Origin of the sequence: Ensifer sp. 22460, from assembly GCF_052044935.1 — a bacterium.
GTDB lineage: Bacteria > Pseudomonadota > Alphaproteobacteria > Rhizobiales > Rhizobiaceae > Ensifer.
Genome location: NZ_JBQENZ010000015.1, coordinates 133,979 through 155,116, shown reverse-complemented (window position 1 = coordinate 155,116; position 21,138 = coordinate 133,979). Strand labels below are relative to the sequence as shown.

The window sequence follows — 21,138 nt, the reverse complement described above, 5'->3', positions numbered from 1 at the left end:
CGGAACGGCAAAAACGCCGGAAACGCGGGCAAAAAGCGTCACCATGACAAAGTTTCATGAGTGCGATCAGCGTTGTCGATCGCCAGTCGCGATCCCGAGGCGATCCTCGCCCACAAGTCCAGCGCCGAAAAAAGGAATTATGGCGGTCGTTTGAACGGCCACGAAACGTATCAGTCGGAAACGGTTCTTGATCGCGATTTATTCAAAAAAATCAGCGGCGTTCGGCATTTTTTGAAATGCCATAATTTGGCCATCACAACTGTCGCGGTCCGCCGCAATTCCGTCCTGCAACAGCCGGTTTCCGGGCCTTTTCTTCGATCATCCGAACACATTCGCATTACGGGGGTTATGCAATGTTTCTCGACGACGAAATCGCCTCATTGAAAACCGGGCAGAACGAAGCGCGCTGGGGCATGTATCTGGCGATCGCAGCGCTCGCCGCCTGCATCCTGATGATCATCGGCCTGATGACCCAGGCCGCGGCCGAAACTGCCGACGCCAAGCCTCAGCAGATGGCAGGTTATGTTCGCCCCAACGATATCGGCGCGGGCGCCCTGCTCTTCCCGTCGAAGGAACCCGGCTACTTCGTCGAGGCGCCGCGGCTGGCGACGGACGTGACGATCGACGTCAACGGCCCGATCATGCGCACCCGCGTGACCCAGCGCTTCGAGAACCCCAGCAAGGGCTGGGTCGAAGGCACCTATGTCTTCCCCCTGCCCGAGGATTCGGCGGTCGATACGCTGAAGATGCAGATCGGCGACCGCTTCATCGAGGGCCAGATAAAGCCGCGCCAGGAAGCCAAGGAGATCTACGAACAGGCGAAGGCCGAGGGCAAGAAGGCGGCACTGCTCGAGCAACAGCGCCCGAACATCTTCACCAACCAGGTCGCCAATATCGGCCCCGGCGAAACGGTCGTCATACAGATCGAGTACCAGAGCGCGGTCCGTCAATCGAACGGCCTCTATTCTCTCCGTTTCCCGATGGTGGTCGCGCCCCGCTATAATCCGCAGCCGATCGTTCAGACCGTCGACCTCGACAGCCGCACCGGCTATGCCGTCAACGATCCGGTTCCCGACCGTGAAAAGGTCGAAGCGCCGGTTCTCGACCCCAAGGAAAACGCTAAGGTCAATCCCGTCACGCTGACGGTGAACCTGAAGGCAGGCTTCCCCCTCGGCGAGGTGAAATCCGGCTATCATGACGTCGATATCGCCAACCTCGATGATCTCAGCCGCCGCGTGACGCTGAAGGGCGACAGCGTGCCGGCCGACCGCGACTTCGAGCTCACCTGGAACGCGATCGAGGGCAAGAGCCCCTATGCCGGCCTCTTCCGGGAGACAGTCGGGAACAAGACCTACCTGCTCTCCTTCGTCACGCCACCGGCTGCCGCAAGCGAGACCGATGCCAAGCCGGTCAAACGCGAGATCGTCTTTGTCATCGACAATTCCGGTTCCATGGCCGGCCCCTCGATGGAACAGGCGAAGGAGAGCCTGGCGCTGGCGATCTCCAGGTTGAAGCCCGAAGACCGCTTCAACGTCATCCGCTTCGACGACACGATGTCGGTGCATTTTCCTGAGCTCACCGAGGCGACACCGGACAAGCGCGAGGATGCGATCGCCTATGTCCGCGGTCTCACCGCCGACGGCGGCACGGAAATGCTGCCCGCGCTGGAAGCTGCATTGCGCACGCAGGGTCCAGTTCAGGCCGGCGCGCTTCGCCAGGTGGTCTTCCTGACCGATGGCGCGATCGGCAATGAGGCGCAGCTCTTCGACGAGATCCAGAAAAACCGCGGCGACGCCCGCGTCTTCACCGTCGGCATCGGTTCGGCCCCGAACAGTCACTTCATGACCAAGGCCGCCGAATACGGCCGCGGCACCTTCACGCTGATCGGCTCCGAGAGCCAGGTGGCGACACGCATGGGCGAGCTCTTCACCAAGCTCGAAAGCCCCGCGATGACCGATATCTCCGCGAGCTTCGAGGCCGCATCGGCAAGCGACATCACCCCAAACCCCATGCCCGATCTCTATCGCGGCGAGCCGGTGGTGCTGACGGCCCAACTCGATGGCACCGCACCCGAAGGCAAGCTGCAGATTCTCGGCAAGGCCGGCGACCAGCCCTGGCGCGTCGAGATGGATATCGCCAAGGCCTCCATCGGCCAGGGTATCGCCAAGCTCTGGGCGCGCCGCAAGATCGATGATCTCGAGGCAAGTGCCGCTGCAATTGCCGATCCCGCCACGCTCGACAAGCGGATCGAGACCGTCGCGCTTGCCCATCACCTCGTCTCCCGCGTCACCAGCCTCGTCGCGGTCGACGCGACGCCGTCGCGTCCGGCCGGCGAGCCACAGGCCGAAACGAAGCTGCCGCTCAACCTTCCGGCCGGCTGGGACTTCGGCAAGGTCTTTGGTGAAGCGCCCGTCGAGAGCGCCCCCGGAAAGGTCTACGAACGCGACGCTGCGGTCGAGAGCCGGACCAAGCTTGCCATGGTGACGGCGGACCGCATGCTGGCGGCACCAACCGCACGGGCGGCAGGCATGATCGCCGAGGCCAACAACCAGGTCACCCTGCCGCAGACGGCAACGGAAGCGGACAAGCAGATCCTGATCGGCCTGATGCTGTTGGCCTTTGCCCTCTTCGCCGGCACGACCTTTGTCTTCTGGCGCGCGCCGATCGCCGCCGTCGTGCTTGCGGGAGTGCGCCGCCGTGGCCGCTGACAACGAAAGGCCCGAGCCAGGCCCGGGCTTTCTCGCCCGCCTCTCGGCGGTCGAGACGATCGTGCTCGCGATCATCGCGCTCATTGCCCTTGCCGGTCTCCTGCTGATCGGCAAAGGTTTCTACATGAAGGCCAAGGCCGAGGTCTCGCAGGTGCTTCTCAAGCGCACTTTCGAGGCGCAGTTGCACGGCAACCCGGATGGCAAGCCCTGGCCCTGGGCCGACTTTCAGACCGCCGCCGAGATCACCGCGCCGCGATTGAACCGCTCTGCGGTCGTGCTCGAAGGCGCGAGCGGCGAAGCGCTCGCCTTCGGCCCCGCCTGGCTGACGACGACGCCCTTGCCCGGCGACGAAGGCACCTCCGTCATCGCCGCGCACCGCGACACGCATTTCCGTTGGCTGAAGGACGTCAATCCCGGCGACCTCCTGGTGCTGACGCGCAAGGACGGCCGCCGCTTCCTGTTCCGGGCCGGCGAAAGCCGCGTCGCCCGCTGGGACGAAAGCGGCATCAACGCATCGGCCACCGGCCACCATCTGGCGCTTGCCACCTGCTGGCCCTTCGATGCGATCGAACAGGGGCCGATGCGCTATATCGTCAATGCCGAGCTCATCGGCGAACAACGGCCGGTGTCGCTGACGACAGGCTCGATCTCGAAATAAACCGCTTTTGATCGGATGTGACTTGAACCGCTCCGTCTCCCGCTCCAGCGTGCCAGTTGAACGAATCGGCCCGGAGAAGCGCAATGCGGCGAGCGGATGCAGCAGCGTCGAAACAGCTAGGTAGGCGGCGGCACACCCGGTCGCTCGCGGTGCTCGTCGCTTTGGCCGCGATCGCCGCCCCCTTGGGCGCTCACGCCCAAGAGACGCGCGAATTCCCGAGCCAGCACGGCACCCTGCGCGTCGAGACCCTGGCGGCCGGCCTCGAACACCCCTGGTCCGTCGAAGCGCTACCCGATGGAGGGCTGATCGTCAGTGAACGTCCCGGCCGGCTGAGGATCGTGCGCGACGGCAAGGTGTCGAAGCCGCTGAAGGGGGTGCCCAAGGTCGCTGAACGTGGCCAGGGCGGCCTGCTCGACATCGCACTTGACCCTGGTTTCGCAAAGAACAGGACGCTCTATCTGACATTGGCCGCCAATGGCAAAGGCGGCTACGGCACCGCCGTCGTGCGCGCGAAACTTGCCGAAAACGAGAGCGGTCTCACCGAGGTCAAGGAACTCTTCCGGATGAGCAAGTTCACCGGTAAGGGACAGCATTTCGGTTCGCGCATTGCGATCGCGCCCGACGGCAGCCTGTTCTTCGGCATCGGCGACCGCGGTGAACGCGATCGGGCGCAGGACCCGCGCGATCATGCCGGCGCCATCCTGCACATCAACGCCGATGGCAGCGCTCCCGGATCGAACCCCTATCGCGGCGGCACCGGCGGCCTGGCGGAGATCTGGTCGAAGGGTCACCGCAATCCGCAAGGGATCGCCTTCGACCCGAAGGACGGCACGCTTTTGACGGTCGAGCACGGCGCGCGCGGCGGCGACGAGGTCAACAATCCGCAGGCCGGCCACAACTACGGCTGGCCGGTCATCACCTACGGCAAGGACTATTCCGGCGCCGAGATCGGCGAAGGCACGGCGAAGGACGGCCTCGATCAGCCCCTCTTCTATTGGGATCCCTCGATCGCCCCCGGCGCGCTCGCCATCTATCGTGGCAAGATGTTTCCCGAGTGGGACGGAGACCTGCTGGTCGCCGCGTTGAAGTACCAGCTTCTCGCGCGGTTGGAGCGTGACGACAACGGTGCCATCGGCGCCGAAGAACGGCTGTTCGATGGCGAGTTCGGCCGCATCCGCGACGTCGTCGTCGCGCCAGATGGCGCATTGCTGATGGTGACCGACGAGGAAAACGGCGCCGTTCTCCGCGTCTCCAAAGGCGCGACGCAATAGCAATTGAGCCCGTCGCTGCCGCCTCACGACAGCTGGCCGCGGAACTCCTTGCGGAACATGAACTTCAGTCCCGACCAGACGGCATCGACGGCGCAGACTTTCACGTCGACGAGGCCAAGCGGCAGGAAGATATCGCGCAGCACGTCCTCGCTCAGCGTCGTCGCCACCTTCGACGCCTTCTTCGGCCAGGAAATCCAGAGCATGCCGTCAGGCGTGAGCCGGGCCGCAACCTCCGACGCGAGCCCGTCCAATACGGACCTCTGCGTCTCGAACACATGGACATAGTCGTAGCTGCGCCCGCCTGCCGGACCGAGCACGGTTTCGCAACTCGAGAAGCCGGAAAAGCCCGTGATTTCGCTGAGCCCGGGCGGAACGCCGAGAAGCAGCGCCGCCTGCCCGTCCTCCAAACCCAGCTTGCGGGCAAGCGGCGTGCCGGAATATCCGCTGTCATTCATCACCATCTCCGAGCGCCGAGACGCTGACGATGAGCCTTGCCCGCCCAGAACGCAACTGCTAGACGGCGCCTGTCCGAGGAGAACCGACATGCCCCGCATTCAGGCCAATCTGCTGCTGTTGATTTCAGGCGCGATCTGGGGCGCCGGCTTCGTTGCACAGTCGACGGCCATGGATGCGATCAGCCCGCTGTGGTTCATCACGCTCAGATTTGCGATCGCGACGCTGGTTGCCATGCCCTTGGCCATCATGGAAACGAAGCGGGCGGCCGAGCCGCTCAAGCTGACGACCGTGCGCAATTTCATCTTCATCGGCCTGGCACTCTTTGCCGGCGCAGCGACCCAGCAGTTCGGCCTGCTTGACACCAGCGTCACCAATTCCGGCTTCCTCACCGGGCTCTATGTCGTCTTCGTGCCCGTGCTGACGGTCATCTTCCTGCGCCGCAAGCCGCATTGGGTCATCTGGCCCGGCGCGCTGATGGCTCTCTTCGGCATCTTCCTTTTGAGCGGCGGCACCTTGTCGGCGCTGACCGGCGGTGACTATCTGACGATCCTGTGCGCCCTGTTCTGGGCGGTGCAAATGCTGCTCGTTGGCCTTTTCGCGCCCAGCAGCGGCCGGCCGATGTTGCTGTCGATGACGCAGTTCGCCGTCTGCACAGTGCTCGGCTTCCTTTTCGCCGTGAGGATGGAGCCGCTGAGCTTTGCGGCTGTCGAAGGCGCGCTCTTCGAAATCCTCTATGCCGGCATCTTCTCGAGCGGCCTCGCCTTCATCCTGCAGGTGGTGGGCCAGCGCTATACCACGGCGCCGCAGGCCGCCATCTTCCTGTCGAGCGAGGCGCTCTTTGCTGCCCTCTTCGGTGTCCTGTTGCTCGGCGAGATCATCACCCCGATCGGCTATGCCGGCTGCGCGATCATCTTCGCGGCAATGCTTGCCGTCGAGATCATTCCCGAACTGACCAAAAATCGGCGCGCGGAAGCTGCGGCCTGAACTGGCCTCTGCGAGCGCAACCGACACTGCGCCATGAACTATATCAGCGACCGGTCCAAACGCCGGACTGGCGCTTTACTTGCTATTGTACCGGGCCATCAAATCGTTGCTTCGCCGCCAGGCGCGAAGCGGGCGCAATCGACCGGTCCAATTCAATACCTGTAGGTTTTCTGCAAGAATCGTACGTAAGAAACGTACGACGCGAGAAGCATCAAACATATCAGAGAGTTGCGAATACCGGACGGCGCCAGCATTCGACTGGCCTCCTTGCGGCTGCATCGAAAAACAGCAAAAACCCACTCAATTTTGCGGCGTTCATTTTCAAAAAGCTGTGATTTCAACAGCTTGCGATATATCTTGAAGAAGGGGCAACAGCTTCGGAAATGACGGATTTTTGAGCAATGACAAGACGCAATACCACGCTCGAAAAGTTTTGCTTGCCAATTCAAAATAAACCCATCAATCTTACTCTGTTCGGGCAATCTGCGAACACGGGAAGATCTTGAAATAAAAGCGGGCCGGAGACGCAAAACTCCGGGCGGCCAGACCGGGAAGACGCATGAAAATGCAACTTCTCCAATGGCTGGCTGCGGTAACAGGACCCTTTCCTCAAACGTCGAGAACTGCCTGCCAACGCCCATTCGGGCAAAACTGCAATGCTGCCCGTCCGTCAAACGGGTGGAGAGAAAAGGACCTGACGCATGGCCGAAACTGGCACTGTAAAATTCTTCAACACCGACAAGGGCTTTGGTTTCATCAAGCCTGACAACGGTGGTGCAGATATCTTCGTACACATTTCCGCAGTCCAGGCTTCCGGCCTGAACGGTCTGACGGAAAACCAGAAGGTGAGCTTCGACACCGAACCGGATCGCCGCGGCAAAGGCCCGAAGGCGGTCAACCTGCAGATCGCCGGCTAACGCCGACATCCGCTGACAGATTCAAAGTTGAAGCCCGGCAGACTTGCCGGGTTTTTTTGTTCAGGCTCGGTTCACAGTGGCGGCATTAACGTCCTCTCATGAAATCCGGATTGATCCGGTCCATGCGATAGGATTTGAAGCCCATGAACACGTTCATCAAAGCCGCCGTTCTTTCGGTCGCCGCAATCGCCATGATCGTCCCGACCTCCGGCGCCGCGCTGGCAGACCATCGCCATCACCACAACAATGACGATGCATGGGTGGCAGGCGCAGCGGGCCTCGCCGCTGGCGCGCTGATCGGCGGCGCGATCGCCTCGCAGCCGCGTTACAACAGCGGCTACGGCGAGCGCGTCTATATCGATCCGGAACCGGAATACGATTATTACGAGCCGCGCCCGGTCTATCGCCCTCGCCCGGTCTATCAGGCCCGTCCGGTTGTCGTCGATAACTACGGCGGCGGCAGCTATGGCGGCGGTTACCGCTCGCTCGAGCCCTGGACGCCGTCCTGGTACCGTTACTGCTCGCAGCGCTACCGCTCGTTCAACCCGGACAACGGCACCTTCCGCGGTTACGACGGCCGCAGCTACTTCTGCACCGCCGGCTGATCGGCGCAGAGCATACGGAATCAAAAAGCCCATGCCTCGATCAAGGCATGGGCTTTTTTCGTGATTACAACGGCAAGCCGTCCTTCTTCAGAGCCCGCGCAGATAGGGATTGGTGCGGCGCTCCTCGCCGATCTGCCCGCCTGGACCGTGGCCGCAGATGAAGCCGACAGTGTCACCGAGCGGCAGGATCTTGTCGCGGATGGAATCGAGCAATTGCTGGTGATTGCCGCCCGGCAGGTCGGTGCGCCCGATCGAACCGTGGAAGAGCACGTCGCCGACATGGGCGAAGTTCTGTGCCCGGTTGAAATAGACGACATGGCCGGGTGCGTGGCCGGGGCAATGCAGGACCTCGAAAACATGGTCGCCGAACGAAACGGTATCGCCCTCTTCGAGCCAACGATCCGGAATGACGTTCTGGACCTTCATCGCCAGCCCAAAACGCTCGGCCTGGCTCTCGAGCCTTTCGAGCAGCGGCAGATCGTCCTTGTGCGGGCCGATGATTTCAAGCCCGAGCGCATCCTTCAATTCCTTGGCGCCGCCGGCGTGGTCGATATGGCCATGGGTGATCCAGATCGCCTTCAGCGTGATGCCGTTCTCGCGGACCGTCTGCAGGATGAGGTCGACATCGCCACCGGGATCGACGATCACGCCTTCCTTGGTCTCGCTGTCGAACAGCACCGTACAATTCTGTTCGAAATGGGTAACCGGAATGATGCCCGCCTGTAACATGTGCGCCTGCCTCTATGGGATCTGCTGCATGTTTCCTTGCATCGTCGCCGATTGAGGGACAACCCATGCAGCACTTCAAAGTTCTACAGCGATCTTAGCGCGCCCGGCGGGACACGCGACGCTGTAACTCTCCTATAGCGGCAATTGGCGCCGGTGACAGCGCCAATCAACGCAGAACGGCGACTTGGCTGGTGGCCGGTTGCGGTGCGGGCCATTGCACTGTGGTCATCAGCAGCGCCGAAATTGCCAGTTCGGCGGCAACGACGATCCTGACCACCGGCTTGAGGCTGCGGGCGGTGAAATTGCTCTGATCCGGCTGAATGTCCTGCATCTTCGTCGCCTCTCCCGCTGCTTGTTTCTTCGGGCCTTGGGCCGCGGCAGCAGAGGAAGAATGTCACGGCGTCACATTTCGTGACGTTCCCGGGGGAACATCCGCGCGCGCGGAGGCGTTTCGCCCTCACCACTAAAGGAGAAAGATAATGTTGAAACTTACCCGCCCCCTGCTGCGAGCCACTGCGGCCGCGGGTTTTGTGCTGACGCTCGGCATGCCGGCCGCCTTTGCCGCCATGACAGCAACGACAGTCACGGACCTCAACATCCGCACGGGTCCGGGCCCTCAGTATCCGACAGTCGGGCTTGCGGCCCGCGGTAGCACCGCGGTCATCGACGGCTGCATCGAAGGCAGCAAATGGTGCCGCATCGACATCAATGGCGTGCGCGGCTGGGTCTATGCGCAATATCTGACGACGGACTTCGGCGGTTCGGCCGTCGTGGTTCAGGAACGTCGCGCCGACCTCGCTATTCCCGCCGTCACCTATGAGGCGCAGCCGAACGATCCGGTGATCGTCAGCAGCGGCGATGAGTTGATCGGCCCGGTCGAAGAGATCGATCCGATCGTGCCACCGGACACCGTGCGCACCTACGTCACGGCGAACCCTGGCGAGACCGTATATCTCGACGGCGAAGTCGTGGTCGGCGCCGCGCTGCCGCAGACCGTCGCGGTCCGCCGCGTGCCTGACTATAACTACGACTATGTCAGCATCAACGGCCAGCCCGTGCTGGTCGAGCCGGCGACGCGACGCATCGTCTACGTCTATCGATAGGCATTTGTTTCTCCGGCGACCGAGCGGTCGCCGGAGCCTACGGCGCATGCACGAATCATCCGCTTCATTGTGCGAAGACTGAAACCGATCCTTCTCGACGCCGGCCACGAAACGCCGCTTCCAGCTGAAATCAAACCATTTCAATGGGCTAGGATCCGGGCACCGGGGCGGTCATTTCATTCAAATTGACAATAATCCAGATTCGGCTTCAACCTATCGGTGCCGGATCATCGGCTTTAGTGGCCCGTCCACGACGAGCCACGACACGGAGGGATCAATGGAAGCATTAATGCCTATCATTACCCAATTGATCGCGGGGGCGGCCGGCGGCAACGCGGCCAGCGCAGTGTTGAAGCAGCAGGCATTCGGTGTCGTCGCACGGACCATCGTCGGCGCGATCGGCGGCCTGGGCGGAGGTTTCCTCATTCAGATGCTCGGCGGCGAAGCAGCCGCGACAGGCCTTGCCATGCAGGCCATCGGCGGCCTCGTCGGCGGCGGCGTGCTGAGCGGTATCGTCGGGCAATTCCTCGGCAAGACGGCCTGACCCCTACCACGATCATATCCGTAGTAAGACAAAAGGCGGCCCCTGGCCGCCTTTTCTGCATTCGAGACAATTGCGGATGCCGTTACTCGGCGGCCGCGGCAACCGGGTAGACTTCCTTCATGTAGTCGTTCATCAGCGTTTCGCAGATCGTCGCCGGCGTGAAGCGATGGGGACCGATTTCGGAAACCGGCGTCACTTCGGCAGCGGACCCCGTGAGGAAGCACTCGCTGAAGCTGGACAGTTCCTCCGGCATGATCGCCCGCTCGACGACCTCGTAGCCGCGGCGCTTGGCAAGCTCGATGACCGTGCGGCGGGTGATGCCGTCGAGGAAGCAATCCGGCACCGGCGTGTGGATGACACCGTCCTTGACGAAGAAGATGTTGGCGCCCGTCGCTTCGGCCACGCGGCCGCGATAGTCGAGCATCATCGCATCCGCATAGCCCTTGGCTTCCGCCGCATGCTTGGAGATGGTGCAGATCATATAGAGACCGGCCGCCTTGGACTTGGAAGGTGCCGTCTGCGGATCCGGGCGGCGATACTCGGCGATGTCGAGGCGAATGCCCTTCAGTTTCTCCGCCGGGTTGAAGTAGCTGCCCCACTGCCAGATGGCGATGGCGACGTTGATGCGGTTGTTCTGCGCCGAAACGCCCATGCTTTCGCTGCCGCGCCAGGCGATCGGCCGCACATAGGCCTCGGAGAAGCCTTGGCGCTTCAGAAGCTCCACGCTTGCGGCGTCCAGCTCTTCCACCGAATAGGGAATCTTGAAGCCAAGAATGTCAGCCGAGTTATGAAGGCGCTGGTTGTGCTCGCTCAGCTTGAAGATACGTCCGCCATAGGCGCGCTCGCCCTCGAAGACCGCGCTGGCATAGTGCAGGCCGTGGGTCAGCACATGTACCTTGGCGTCCTTCCATGCGACGAATTCGCCGTTGAACCAGATCTCTCCGTCCAACTGATCAAAAGGAACCGCTGCCATGGTGTCATCCTCCGGCGCATATGCGCCATTCTTAGTTGATTATCGTCCTGCTTTCAGTTTATCGGCAAACTGATTGAGGGAAAATTCAATTTCGTGATTTTGGATTTGCGATCGGAACGGCGCGGCATATCCTCCTACAGCGCCGCGCGTCTCACGAGACGCGCAAAGGTCGCTGTAGCACTTTGAATTGCTGCATGTTTCTATCCTTAAATCGGCTACGATTTAAGGGAACATGCAGCGAGGTGTTGCCAATGCCAAATGTCTCGCTTACCGAGCAAGGACGCTAACGATGCGGTAAAAATATGTCAATAAAGCTGACGTATTTTTCCGAATGTTTCGCAAGTTGCAATCTGGCTGAAAGGAAATGACCGCGTGGCCGGCCAATCCAAAGAGAACACCCGGTATCTCACCGATGCCGCCGCCGATGATGACACGATCGATTTCGAGATCATCGAGTTGCTCTTCTTTGCCTATCGCGACTTCACCTCCGACCCGGATGCGATCCTCGAAAAGAGCGGCTTTGGGCGGGCGCATCACCGGGTCGTCCATTTCGTCGACCGCGAGCCCGGCATGACCGTCGCCGACCTCTTGGACACGCTGAAGATCACCAAGCAGAGCCTCGCCCGCGTGCTCAAGCAACTGATCGATTCCGGCTACATCCGCCAGGAGACCGGCCCTGAAGACCGACGCCAGCGCATGCTCTATACGACTGAGGAAGGCAAGGCGCTGGCGCGTGCGCTGGCCGAGCCACAGTCCCGCCGCATAGCCGATGCATTGGCAAGAACGGGTCCGGGCGCGCGGGAGACGGTCAAACGCTTTCTCGCCGGAATGAAGAACGCCGCAGACTGACACGAGGCTCGCCGCCGGCAGACGGCTCGGGAGCCTGGAACCAGGGAAGCGTGGAATGACGACAAAAGCGACTGTCTCGGACGATGCGGCTCACCTTCTGGTCGTCGACGACGACCGGCGCATCCGCGATCTCCTGAACCGCTATCTGGTCGAGCAGGGATTTCGCGTGACGACCGCGTCCGACGCGGACGAAGCACGGCGCAAGCTGGTCGGCCTCGACTTCGACCTTCTGATCGTCGATGTGATGATGCCGGGCGAAAGCGGCATCTCGCTGACCAACAGCCTGCGCCAGATCAAGACCGTGCCGATCCTGATGCTGACGGCGCTGGCGGAATCGAACTCCCGCATCGAGGGCCTGGAAGCCGGCGCCGACGACTATCTGTCGAAGCCCTTCGAACCGCGCGAACTGGTGCTGCGCATCAACAATATCCTGCGCCGCAACCAGCCGGCCCAAGCGCCCAAGGTCGACCAGGTGATCTTCGGCCCCTACACCTTCTCGGTGGTGCGCAAGGAACTGAGGCGCGGCGCCGATCACATCCGGCTCACCGATCGGGAGCAGGAGATCATGACGCTGTTTTCGCAGCGCGCCGGCGAGACCATCCCGCGCCACGAACTGATCGGCGACGATGCAGAGGTCGGCGAGCGCACGATCGACGTGCAGATCAATCGCCTCCGGCGCAAGATCGAGGATGATCCGTCCAATCCGGTCTGGCTGCAGACGGTGCGCGGCATCGGCTACCGGTTGAGCGTGGACTGAAATGGCGGGCCTTCCGATGAGCGCGGCAAACCATGGCAAGCTTTGACGGCATAGAGCACGGGGCAACCGGATCGAGCGACAACGCCTGGAGGCGCTTTACCCGTTGGTTGCGCCGCCGCCTGCCGATGGGGCTATACGCCCGTTCGCTGCTGATCGTCATCATTCCGATGGTGCTCTTGCAGTCGGTCGTCGCCTTCATCTTCATGGAGCGCCACTGGCAGCTGGTGACGCAGCGCCTGTCAGCCGCCGTCACCAGCGATATCGCCGCAATCGTCGACCTCATCGACACCTTCCCCGCTGACCGCGACATCAGCGAGATCATCCGCATCGCGCGGGATCAGCTTGATCTCAGCATCTCCGTCGACCCGCCCGGCGAGCTGCCACCACCCAGGCCTAGTCCCTTCTTCGAAATCCTCGACCAGATCCTCGGCGAGGAGATTTCCAACCAGGTCCGCCGCCCCTTCTGGATCGATACGGTCGGCAACTCCAAGCTCGTCGAGATCCGCATCAAGCTCGATGACGGCCGCATCCTGCGGGTCTATGCTCGGCGAAACCAGGCCTATGCCTCCAACACCCACATCTTCCTCGTCTGGATGGTGGCCGCATCGCTGGTGCTGCTGGCGATCGCCATCCTGTTCCTGCGCGGCCAGATCCGGCCGATCCTGGCGCTGACCAAGGCGGCCGAAAGCTTCGGCAAGGGCCAGAAGATCGACGACTTCGCGCCGCGCGGGGCCGACGAGATCCGCCGCGCCGGCCTTGCCTTCATCCTGATGCGCGAACGCATCGAGCGCCAGATCGAACAGCGCACCGCGATGCTGACCGGTGTCAGCCACGACCTCAGAACCATCCTCACCCGCTTCAAGCTGCAGCTGGCGCTCGCCGGCAACAATCCGGATCTCGAAAGCCTGAACCAGGATGTCGAGGACATGCAGAACATGCTGGAGGGCTACCTCGCCTTCGCCCGCAGCGAAGCGGAGGAAGATGTCGGCCAACTGAAACTCAGCGACCTGATGACCCGGCTTGCGGCGGAGGCCGAACTGCTCGGGAAGACGCTGACCACCTCGGTCGAGGGCGAGGACGAGGTTCGGGTCAGGCCGAACGCCTTCACCCGCCTCGTCGCCAATCTCGCTTCGAACGCCTATCGCTACGCCAACACCGTCAACATCGACGCGCGCCACAGCGCCAAATGGGTCACCATCACCGTCGACGATGACGGTCCGGGCATCCCTGAGCGATCGCGCGAGGACGTGTTCAAGCCGTTCTTCCGTCTCGACGAGGCGCGCAATCTCGACAGCTCCGGCACCGGCCTTGGCCTTGCGATCGCCCGCGACATCGCCCGCAGCCACGGCGGCAACGTCACCCTTGGCGACAGCCCGCTCGGCGGCCTGAGGGCAACGGTGCGCGTACCGGCTTGACCTTCACGTATTGACGGGCCACTGCTCGCCCGGGAATTGGGACCGAGGGAGAGAGCTGTGTCGAACGTTGTCGATTGGAACGACTGGGAACGACGGCTGGCTGAACTCTGGGCTGCCTTCGACACCATCGACGCCAAAACCTTCATCGCGCGTATCGAGGCGCTTGCGGCCGAATTGCCGTCGGGACACGCCATAGGCCTGTTCGAACGGGCCTCCGCGCAGGATTCGACCGGCCACGAGACGGAAGCCGAACCTCTCTATCGGCAGGCATTGGAAAACGGTCTCACGGGAATTCGCCGGCGCCGCGCCACCATCCAGCTCGCCAGCACGCTCCGCAATCTCGGCCGCGCTGGCGAAGGCGTCGCCCTGCTCACCGCGGAGCAGACCAAGCCGTCAGACGAGCTCGACGATGCGGTCGCCGCATTCCTGGCCCTGTGTCTGGTCGACGCGGGGCATGCGAAAGAAGCAGCAGCGCTTGCGCTTGGCAGCCTGTCGCGCCACCTCCCCCGCTACAACCGGTCGCTCAAACGCTACGCTGACGCGTTGCTGGCAGACGCGTAAGCGCTAGCGCTGATAAATCGACGTCAGGCCACGGCGTTCGTTGAAGCGATGCCAGGCGTCGATGCGGCGCGGATGGCGGGCGCGCATGACATCGAGCGGCGCGAGCAGTCGGCCCTTACGACCGAGGGCTTTGTCGAGGATCTCGATGATCCGCCGGTTCGGCCAGGGCTTGCGCGTGATCGTCAGTAGCGCCCGGAAGGCTTCATCCTCGCGGCCCGCGCCAAGTTGATGGGCAATCAGCCCATAGGCAAAAGCCGTGGAGCGGCTGACGCCGGCGTGGCAATGCACGAGAATGCGGCTCGAGGCATCCTCGGCGGCAGGGCGCATCGTCTCGAATACTTCCAGAACCAGATCCGGGAAATGCTGGGTGGCGGTCAGGTTTTCCTGGTCGCGCATGCGCACGACCCGGTGGCTCGCGTCAGTGATGACGGGCACGTTGGCATCCGGCAGTTCCGGATCGAGCAGAGACAGCACATGACTTGCGCGCCAGTCGCGCGCGGCATCAGCGGCCCGCCACAGGCAGGATACCTTGACGCGCTCGGGGATCACCTCGAATGCAATGGTCATTGGGATCACATCAATTTTTTGCCGTTGGGAACCGGCCGTTCGGTGGCAGCCAGCACGATCGCGCCGGCCTCGTCTGCAAAACCCAGCGTCAGCACTTCGGAGCGGACTGGCCCGATCTGGCGCGGCGGAAAATTGACCACGCCCAGCACCTGTCGCCCAATGAGATCTTCCGGACGATAGTGCACCGTGATTTGCGCCGATGACTTTTTCATGCCGATTTCCGGCCCGAAATCGATTTTCAGCTTGAAGGCCGGCTTGCGCGCTTCCGGAAAGGATTCGGCTTCGACGATCGTGCCCACGCGAATGTCGACACGCTCGAAATCAGCAAATTCAATAGTTTCAGTCACGGCAATTCCCTTTGTGAAAAGTACTCAGTCGCCGGGCTTAAAGCATCGGGCGAGATTCCGGAAGCGCACCGGTATCGGCAGGCTCCCCGTGAAATCTTGCCTCTTCCCAGGGGCGGCGCGCGAACTGCTCGGCAAGGAAATCGACGAAGACGCGCACACGCGGCGGCAGGAAACGCCGGTGCGGGTAAACCACGGTGATCGGTTCCGCCTCGGCGTAATTGCAATCGGTCAGAAGCGGCACCAGCAAGCCCGCCCGGATATCTCCACCGACAAGAATTTCGGAGAGCCGCACGATCCCGATGCCGGCGAGCGCGAGGTGCCTCAGCGCTTCCGTGCTGTTGGCTTCGACGGAACCACGAACACGGATCGCATGCCGGCCGTTGCCATCCTGGAACTCCCAGACGTTGAGGCGGCCATGGGCGGTGATGGCAAGGCAGACGTGCCGTTGCAGCTCATCAGGCATCTTGGGAACGCCGTGCCTTTCGAGATATCCCGGCGCCGCACAGATGACACGACGGTTCGATGCCAGGCGCCGCGTCACCAGCGTACTATCGCTTTGCGCCGCAACCCGTATGGCGACATCCGCGTCACCGTTCATGAGATCGACGATCGCGTCGCTGAAATCGAGCTCCAGATCGATCGCCGGGAACCGCTCGATGAAGGCCGGCAGCATGGGCACGATCAGGCGATGACCGAAGGCGCTCGGCAGGCTGACCCGCAGGCGGCCGCGCGGCTCAGCGCCCGGCTGGATCGCAAACTCAGCATCCTCGATATCGCCGAGGATGCGACGGGCCGACTCCGCATAGGCGCTGCCTTCGCTGGTGAGGCTGATGCTGCGCGTCGATCGCTGCAGCAGCCGCACGCCGAGGCGCGCCTCCAGTCGGCCGATGATCTTGCTGACGGCCGATGGTGTCATGCGCAGCCGCCGCGCCGCCGCCGAGAAATCCCCCTCCTCGACGACGGCGAGAAACACCGCCATGGCTCCCTGCCGGTCCATTGCATCTATTCCATTTCGTCACAGATGAACGGAACTTAACATGGATTATCGCGGCCGACGATAGGCTGTAGCCTGGAACTCAGACAGCGGAGCCCGAGGGGTGTCGGAAATGGATGAGCAGCGGAAGGATATGCCGGCGAGCTACCAGCTACATTCCTGGGCGCGACGTCAGCGCAACGCCGCGGTCCGCGACATGTGCCGCCGGGCAATGGGCGCGATCTGGAGGTGCCTGTTCGACCGGCATACAGGCCCTGGACAAGGCGCAGGCGCTCCCCCACGCGCGCCGTAGAGCGACCCTCACGCCGGCGCCATTACGGCACCGGAGTTTCGTGAGCTCAGCCCGCCAGCTCTTCCGCGCGTTTGCGCGCTGCGGCGATCGCCTTGTCGAAAAGCGGCTGCATACCGTCGTCCGCCATCAGCACGGAGAGTGCTGCCGCTGTCGTACCGCCGGGCGAGGTCACGTTCTGGCGCAGCCGCGCCGCCTCGTCGGCGGACTGATGCAACAATTCGCCAGCGCCCGCGACGGTTTCCCGCGCGAGCCGCATGGCGAGGTCCGCCTCGAGGCCGGCCTTGCGGCCCGCCTCCGCCATGCACTCGACGAGGTAGAAGACATAGGCCGGACCGCTGCCCGAAACCGCGGTTACCGCATCGATTTCGGCTTCGGTCCGGACCCATTCGACGGGCCCGCTGACCTTCAGCAGATCGTGAACTTGGGCACGCTGCGCTTCGCTGACGCGCGCATTGGCAAAGGCACCGGTAACGCCGCGGCCGATCATCGCCGGCGTGTTCGGCATGGCGCGAACCGTGGCCGCAGCACCCAAGTGCGTCTCGATGAAGGCGAGCGTCTTGCCGGCGGCTACCGAAACGATGACGGTATCCGGACCGACGAGCGGCTTCAACGGCGGCAGCACCGCGTCCATCACCTGCGGCTTGACCGCGAGAAAGATCACGCCGGCCTGAATACCGGATGGCGCCGAGGCCGCATATGTCACGCCGTTGTCGGCAATGAGCTTGGCCATGGCCGGTGGCGGGCCGGGATCGACGACGAGCACGTCGGCACCCCTAACGCCGCTCTTCAGCCAGCCGGAAAGCATGGCGCCGCCCATGTTGCCGGCGCCGACGAGGACGATGGGACCGGAAGCGGCGTTCGCCATGATCAAGCCTCTCCAACCGTTTCGAACAGAACCGCATCGACGGCGCGCTGCGCGTCCATGCCGGACCAAACGACGAATTGAAACGCCTGATAATAGGATTCGCAAGCGTCGAGTGCGCTCGAAAGCAGAACTTCGACCTGCTGATTGGTCGGCTCGGCGCCGCCGGCGAGCAGCAGCGACTGGCGGAAGATCACGACTTCCTCCTGGCGCCACAGGTCGAAGTGGCCCATCAGCACCTGCCCGTTGATATGGGAGAGCAGGCGGATGACTTCGTTGACCCGGCTTTCCGGCACCTTGATGTCGAAGGCGCAGGCAAGGTGCAGAGCCTCGAACTCCTCCATCCAGGAGAAGGAAACGTGGTAGTCTGCCCACTTGCCTTCGACCGTCATGGCGATTTCGTCTTCGCCGGATCGCTCGAACGACCAGTCGTTATTTGCGGCCACGAACTCGATCATATCGACCGGGTTGGATTGGCGCTCGACTTCCATTTCCAAAAGGCTCATGCATCACCCTGTATAGGTGTGGCGCAGACGTGCATCATCACGCTCACAAGACGCAACGCTGCAAACCCAACACCGATTACAAACACACTATGATTGCTGAACTCACATCCATCCTGGCTGACTTACCCTGCCCGGAGCTTGCGTGGTTCGTTTCGAATCATCATTTAAAATCAGTGTATAATGGCGGAGTCAGGCTGCCAGCCCCCGGGCCGAAAAATAGCCGGGATGAATCGCGTCCACGTTGTCATTTGGATGAAGCGCGAGAGCTTAACTGACTCTGCCATAAGGGTTTTTTGGCAGTGTCCACAGGTGGAAAACTTTTCAGGTTTTATTAACCAGCCTTAACGCCGTTTCAATCGATCCAGGATTAACGACAGCAAAACGCCCGCGAAACCAGTTCGCGGGCGAAGTAAAAACGCCAAAATACCGTTATTTCGGCGGAATCGCGTTACTTGCCGGCCTCGGCGAGACGCGCTTCCAAAGCCTCAATGCGGGCGAGCAGCGCATCGTTTTCCTCGCGCGCCTTGATCGCCATTTCCTTGACCATCTCGAACTCCTCGCGCTTGACCACGTCGAGCGAGTTCAGTGCGCGTTCGGCCTGTGCGCGGAAGGCGGTCTCGACCTCGCGGCGCACGCCCTGGGCGGCACCTGCGGCATCGGTCATGATCTTGGCAAAGTCATCCAGAATGCGGTTAGCGCCTGTGCTCATCGTCGCGATCTCCATTTCAGCCATCGCCTCGCATTGCGATGCGGTCATGAATTTCAGGTAGGGTCAGCGGCGAGCGGATGCAAGGAAAATCACGTGCCAAATCACGCCGCTGTGTCCGAAGCGCCCCCATCGGCGCCTTGACCCGGCGGAAATCGCTCGCCATGTTCCGCCGAAACGACCGGCCCCTGCACGAGAAATAGGCACGAGAACATATCTTGGAAACTCTAGCGACCCGTCTCGCCATCCTTCCCTTCCCCGAAATCGACCCCGTCATCTTCCAGATCGGGCCTCTCGCCGTCCACTGGTACGGGCTCGCCTATGTCGCAGGCATCCTGATCGGCTGGTTCTATGCGCGCCGCCTGGCGATGAACAACGCGCTCTGGCGCAACGAGACCCCGGCGGTCACGCTGCAGCAACTCGACGATTTCCTGCTCTGGGCCGCCGGCGGTATCGTACTCGGAGGCCGCATCGGCTACATCCTCTTCTACGACCTCGGCTCCGTTCTCGCCAATCCGATCCGCGCCATTGAGATCTGGAACGGCGGTATGTCGTTCCATGGCGGCTTTCTCGGCACGACGCTCGCCATGATCATCTTCGCGCGGCGCAACGGCATCGTTCTCTGGAGCCTGTTCGACATCGTCGCGGCCGTCGTCCCGATCGGCCTGTTTTTCGGCCGCATTGCCAATTTCATCAATGGCGAACTCTGGGGCCGTCTCTCTTCGATGCCCTGGGCAATCGTCTTCCCGACCGGCGGGCCCTTTGCCCGTCACCCGAGCCAGCTTTATGAAGCAGCCCTCGAGGGCCTCGTGCTGCTCGGCGTGCTTTCCTGGTTCATCTACCGTCGCCAGGCGTTGAAATCCCCGGGCCTCGTCACCGGCATCTTCGTGCTTGGCTATGCCTTGAGCCGCATTTTCGTCGAATTCTTCCGCGAACCGGACGCGCAGATCGGCTATCTTGTCGGTGGCTGGCTGACGATGGGCATGGTGCTTTCGCTGCCGATGGCGCTCGCCGGCATCTGGGCGATAACCCGGGCGCGGCGCGCAGCCGCCTGAGAGCGGATAAGGCAAGGGCGTGCGGCTTCCGGCCGCCTCCCGCTAACTGGACGAAGGCATGACGACACCACTTGCGGACAAGATCAAGGCGCTGATCAAGGCTCACGGGCCGATCAGCGTCACCGATTACTTCTCGCTTTGCCTCGCGGATCCTGAACACGGCTACTACCGGGTTCATGAACCCTTCGGCAAAGAGGGCGATTTCACCACGGCGCCGGAGATCAGCCAGCTCTTCGGAGAGATGATCGGCGTCTTTCTCGTCCACGCCTGGCAGCAACACGGCAAGCCCGAAGGCGCGCTGATCGCCGAGATCGGCCCCGGCCGCGGCACGATGATGGCCGACATGCTGCGTGTGGTGCGTCGCCTCGCACCCGAGCTCTATGCCTCCGCCAGCATGCATCTCGTCGAGACCAGCGAGCGCCTGCGCAAGATTCAGTCCGAAACCCTGGTCGCCCATGGCAACAAGGTCGAGTGGCATGCAAGCTTCGAGACTTTGCCCGATGGCTTCCTGCTGCTTGCCGCCAACGAGCTGTTCGATGCCATTCCGATCCGGCAATTCGTGCGCACCGCGCAAGGGTTCCGCGAGCGCATGGTCGGGCTTGATGCCGATGACCAACTGACCTTTGCTGCCGGCGTCGCCGGCATCGATCCGGGCCTCTTGCCGACGCCGGCGCAGGGTTTGGCCGAAGGCACGATCTTCGAGATCGCCCCTGCCCGCGATGCTGTCATGTCCGCCCTTTGCGAGCGGCTGAAGATCAGCGGCGGCACCGCCGTGATCATCGATTACGGCCATCTTGCCACCGGCTATGGCGATACGCTGCAGGCCGTTCGCGATCACGAATATGATCCGCCACTCGCCAATCCGGGCCGGGCCGATCTCACCAGCCATGTCGATTTCGAGCAGCTCGCCCGCCGCGCCGAGACCGACGACGTGCAGATCAACGGCCTTGCGCACCAGGGCGATTTCCTGGTCGGTCTCGGTCTGCTGGACCGCGCCGCGGCACTCGGTCGCGACAAGGATGCGCTCACCCAAGAGGGCATTCGCCAGGACGTGGAAAGGCTCGCCGGCGCCGGTGTCGGAAAAATGGGGGAATTGTTCAAGGTTCTCGCCGTGAGCAGCCCTCCGGTGCCGCTGTCGCCCTTCCGCAAGCCGAAGCCCTGAGCGCACAGCCTACAGCGCCGCGCGTCTTATCGGACGCGCAAAGGTCGCTGTGGCACTTTGAGTTGTTGCATGTTTTTATCCTTAAATCGGCTAGGATTTAAGGAAATATGCAGTAGC

Annotated in this window: 25 protein-coding genes; 15 read left to right on the top strand and 10 right to left on the bottom strand. The window is 62.5% G+C overall.

Translation table 11 applies throughout. The features are described 5' to 3' along the window. The first annotated feature begins 72 nt into the window (after window positions 1-72). The 4 genes from ACTJKM_RS19780 to ACTJKM_RS19765 all read left to right on the top strand — a co-directional run bounded on the left by ACTJKM_RS19780 (window position 73) and on the right by ACTJKM_RS19765 (window position 4,637). A complete protein-coding gene (locus tag ACTJKM_RS19780) occupies window positions 73-384 on the top strand; it encodes a hypothetical protein (protein WP_143032948.1) in 312 nt (103 codons plus the stop codon). Beyond that, the gene (locus tag ACTJKM_RS19775) at window positions 354-2,708 is read left to right on the top strand and encodes a marine proteobacterial sortase target protein (protein ID WP_058326560.1); all 2,355 of its coding nucleotides are present in this window, start codon (window positions 354-356) and stop codon (window positions 2,706-2,708) included. The genes ACTJKM_RS19780 and ACTJKM_RS19775 overlap by 31 nt, the downstream gene beginning before the upstream one ends. Beyond that, window positions 2,698-3,366, top strand: a complete 669-nt coding sequence (locus tag ACTJKM_RS19770) for a class GN sortase (protein ID WP_244495684.1) — start codon at window positions 2,698-2,700, stop codon at window positions 3,364-3,366. Before ACTJKM_RS19775 ends, ACTJKM_RS19770 begins: the two co-directional genes overlap by 11 nt. Window positions 3,367-3,449: 83 nt before the next feature. Beyond that, window positions 3,450-4,637, top strand: a complete 1,188-nt coding sequence (locus tag ACTJKM_RS19765; RefSeq protein ID WP_058326559.1) for a PQQ-dependent sugar dehydrogenase — start codon at window positions 3,450-3,452, stop codon at window positions 4,635-4,637. Window positions 4,638-4,660: 23 nt separating this feature from the next. On the opposite strand, the gene ACTJKM_RS19760 is transcribed toward ACTJKM_RS19765, so the two are convergent. Next, the gene (locus ACTJKM_RS19760) at window positions 4,661-5,092 is read right to left on the bottom strand and encodes a hypothetical protein (protein WP_058326558.1); all 432 of its coding nucleotides are present in this window, start codon (window positions 5,090-5,092) and stop codon (window positions 4,661-4,663) included. An 88-nt stretch (window positions 5,093-5,180) separates the two neighbouring features. On the opposite strand from ACTJKM_RS19760, the gene ACTJKM_RS19755 reads away from it, so the two are divergent. From ACTJKM_RS19755 to ACTJKM_RS19745, 3 genes are all read left to right on the top strand, one after another. Continuing rightward, window positions 5,181-6,077, top strand: a complete 897-nt coding sequence (locus tag ACTJKM_RS19755) for a DMT family transporter (protein ID WP_058326557.1) — start codon at window positions 5,181-5,183, stop codon at window positions 6,075-6,077. 701 nt (window positions 6,078-6,778) lie between these two features. Then, complete coding sequence (locus ACTJKM_RS19750) at window positions 6,779-6,994, top strand: cold-shock protein (protein WP_057253168.1); 216 nt, start codon at window positions 6,779-6,781, stop codon at window positions 6,992-6,994. Window positions 6,995-7,137: 143 nt separating this feature from the next. Beyond that, the gene (locus ACTJKM_RS19745) at window positions 7,138-7,599 is read left to right on the top strand and encodes a BA14K family protein (protein WP_057253166.1); all 462 of its coding nucleotides are present in this window, start codon (window positions 7,138-7,140) and stop codon (window positions 7,597-7,599) included. An 87-nt stretch (window positions 7,600-7,686) separates the two neighbouring features. Here the strand turns inward: ACTJKM_RS19745 and ACTJKM_RS19740 are convergent, their stop codons facing one another. Both ACTJKM_RS19740 and ACTJKM_RS19735 read right to left on the bottom strand, forming a co-directional pair. After that, a complete protein-coding gene (locus ACTJKM_RS19740; RefSeq protein ID WP_057253164.1) occupies window positions 7,687-8,328 on the bottom strand; it encodes an MBL fold metallo-hydrolase in 642 nt (213 codons plus the stop codon). A 166-nt stretch (window positions 8,329-8,494) separates the two neighbouring features. Further along, on the bottom strand, window positions 8,495-8,659 hold the full coding sequence (locus ACTJKM_RS19735; protein ID WP_197417260.1) for a hypothetical protein: 165 nt from the start codon (window positions 8,657-8,659) through the stop codon (window positions 8,495-8,497). A gap of 148 nt (window positions 8,660-8,807) precedes the next feature. Between ACTJKM_RS19735 and ACTJKM_RS19730 the strand changes: the two genes are divergently transcribed. Both ACTJKM_RS19730 and ACTJKM_RS19725 read left to right on the top strand, forming a co-directional pair. Further along, the gene (locus tag ACTJKM_RS19730) at window positions 8,808-9,431 is read left to right on the top strand and encodes a DUF1236 domain-containing protein (RefSeq protein ID WP_057253162.1); all 624 of its coding nucleotides are present in this window, start codon (window positions 8,808-8,810) and stop codon (window positions 9,429-9,431) included. Window positions 9,432-9,708: 277 nt separating this feature from the next. Next, on the top strand, window positions 9,709-9,975 hold the full coding sequence (locus ACTJKM_RS19725; protein WP_034788698.1) for a hypothetical protein: 267 nt from the start codon (window positions 9,709-9,711) through the stop codon (window positions 9,973-9,975). A gap of 82 nt (window positions 9,976-10,057) precedes the next feature. Here the strand turns inward: ACTJKM_RS19725 and ACTJKM_RS19720 are convergent, their stop codons facing one another. After that, window positions 10,058-10,948, bottom strand: coding sequence for a branched-chain amino acid aminotransferase (locus tag ACTJKM_RS19720; protein ID WP_057253160.1), 891 nt, complete (start codon window positions 10,946-10,948; stop codon window positions 10,058-10,060). Window positions 10,949-11,320: 372 nt separating this feature from the next. Here ACTJKM_RS19720 and ACTJKM_RS19715 point away from each other — a divergent pair, with 372 nt between their 5' ends. The 4 genes from ACTJKM_RS19715 to ACTJKM_RS19700 are packed head-to-tail and all read left to right on the top strand — an operon-like array spanning window position 11,321 to window position 14,530. Further along, entirely contained in the window at window positions 11,321-11,797 is a 477-nt protein-coding gene (locus tag ACTJKM_RS19715; RefSeq protein WP_057253158.1) for a MarR family winged helix-turn-helix transcriptional regulator, read from the top strand. A gap of 55 nt (window positions 11,798-11,852) precedes the next feature. Then, window positions 11,853-12,554 carry a response regulator gene (locus tag ACTJKM_RS19710; RefSeq protein ID WP_057253157.1) on the top strand — a complete coding sequence of 234 codons (702 nt, stop codon included), beginning with the start codon at window positions 11,853-11,855 and terminating at the stop codon, window positions 12,552-12,554. A 32-nt stretch (window positions 12,555-12,586) separates the two neighbouring features. Further along, window positions 12,587-13,969, top strand: coding sequence for an ATP-binding protein (locus ACTJKM_RS19705; RefSeq protein WP_057253155.1), 1,383 nt, complete (start codon window positions 12,587-12,589; stop codon window positions 13,967-13,969). A gap of 57 nt (window positions 13,970-14,026) precedes the next feature. Then, complete coding sequence (locus ACTJKM_RS19700; RefSeq protein WP_057253153.1) at window positions 14,027-14,530, top strand: tetratricopeptide repeat protein; 504 nt, start codon at window positions 14,027-14,029, stop codon at window positions 14,528-14,530. Window positions 14,531-14,533: 3 nt separating this feature from the next. Here ACTJKM_RS19700 and ACTJKM_RS19695 read toward each other — a convergent pair whose 3' ends face one another. From ACTJKM_RS19695 to ACTJKM_RS19670, 6 genes are all read right to left on the bottom strand, one after another. Then, window positions 14,534-15,097 carry a dual specificity protein phosphatase family protein gene (locus tag ACTJKM_RS19695; protein ID WP_058326556.1) on the bottom strand — a complete coding sequence of 188 codons (564 nt, stop codon included), beginning with the start codon at window positions 15,095-15,097 and terminating at the stop codon, window positions 14,534-14,536. Window positions 15,098-15,102: 5 nt separating this feature from the next. Next, window positions 15,103-15,444 (bottom strand): tRNA-binding protein, encoded by a 342-nt coding sequence (locus ACTJKM_RS19690; protein ID WP_058326555.1) that lies wholly within the window; start codon window positions 15,442-15,444, stop codon window positions 15,103-15,105. Between the two features lie 37 nt (window positions 15,445-15,481). Next, the gene (locus ACTJKM_RS19685) at window positions 15,482-16,441 is read right to left on the bottom strand and encodes a LysR family transcriptional regulator (RefSeq protein ID WP_063893321.1); all 960 of its coding nucleotides are present in this window, start codon (window positions 16,439-16,441) and stop codon (window positions 15,482-15,484) included. A 335-nt stretch (window positions 16,442-16,776) separates the two neighbouring features. Then, a complete protein-coding gene (gene proC / locus ACTJKM_RS19680; RefSeq protein WP_058326554.1) occupies window positions 16,777-17,595 on the bottom strand; it encodes a pyrroline-5-carboxylate reductase in 819 nt (272 codons plus the stop codon). Between the two features lie 2 nt (window positions 17,596-17,597). Continuing rightward, window positions 17,598-18,098: a YbjN domain-containing protein gene (locus ACTJKM_RS19675; protein ID WP_043618087.1), complete on the bottom strand. Its 501-nt coding sequence runs from the start codon at window positions 18,096-18,098 to the stop codon at window positions 17,598-17,600. Between the two features lie 448 nt (window positions 18,099-18,546). Next, entirely contained in the window at window positions 18,547-18,807 is a 261-nt protein-coding gene (locus ACTJKM_RS19670) for an accessory factor UbiK family protein (RefSeq protein WP_057254338.1), read from the bottom strand. A gap of 215 nt (window positions 18,808-19,022) precedes the next feature. Here ACTJKM_RS19670 and lgt point away from each other — a divergent pair, with 215 nt between their 5' ends. Both lgt and ACTJKM_RS19660 read left to right on the top strand, forming a co-directional pair. After that, window positions 19,023-19,859, top strand: coding sequence for a prolipoprotein diacylglyceryl transferase (gene lgt / locus ACTJKM_RS19665; protein ID WP_057253148.1), 837 nt, complete (start codon window positions 19,023-19,025; stop codon window positions 19,857-19,859). Between the two features lie 58 nt (window positions 19,860-19,917). After that, the gene (locus ACTJKM_RS19660) at window positions 19,918-21,021 is read left to right on the top strand and encodes a class I SAM-dependent methyltransferase (protein ID WP_058326553.1); all 1,104 of its coding nucleotides are present in this window, start codon (window positions 19,918-19,920) and stop codon (window positions 21,019-21,021) included. The last annotated feature ends 117 nt before the right edge of the window (window positions 21,022-21,138 follow it).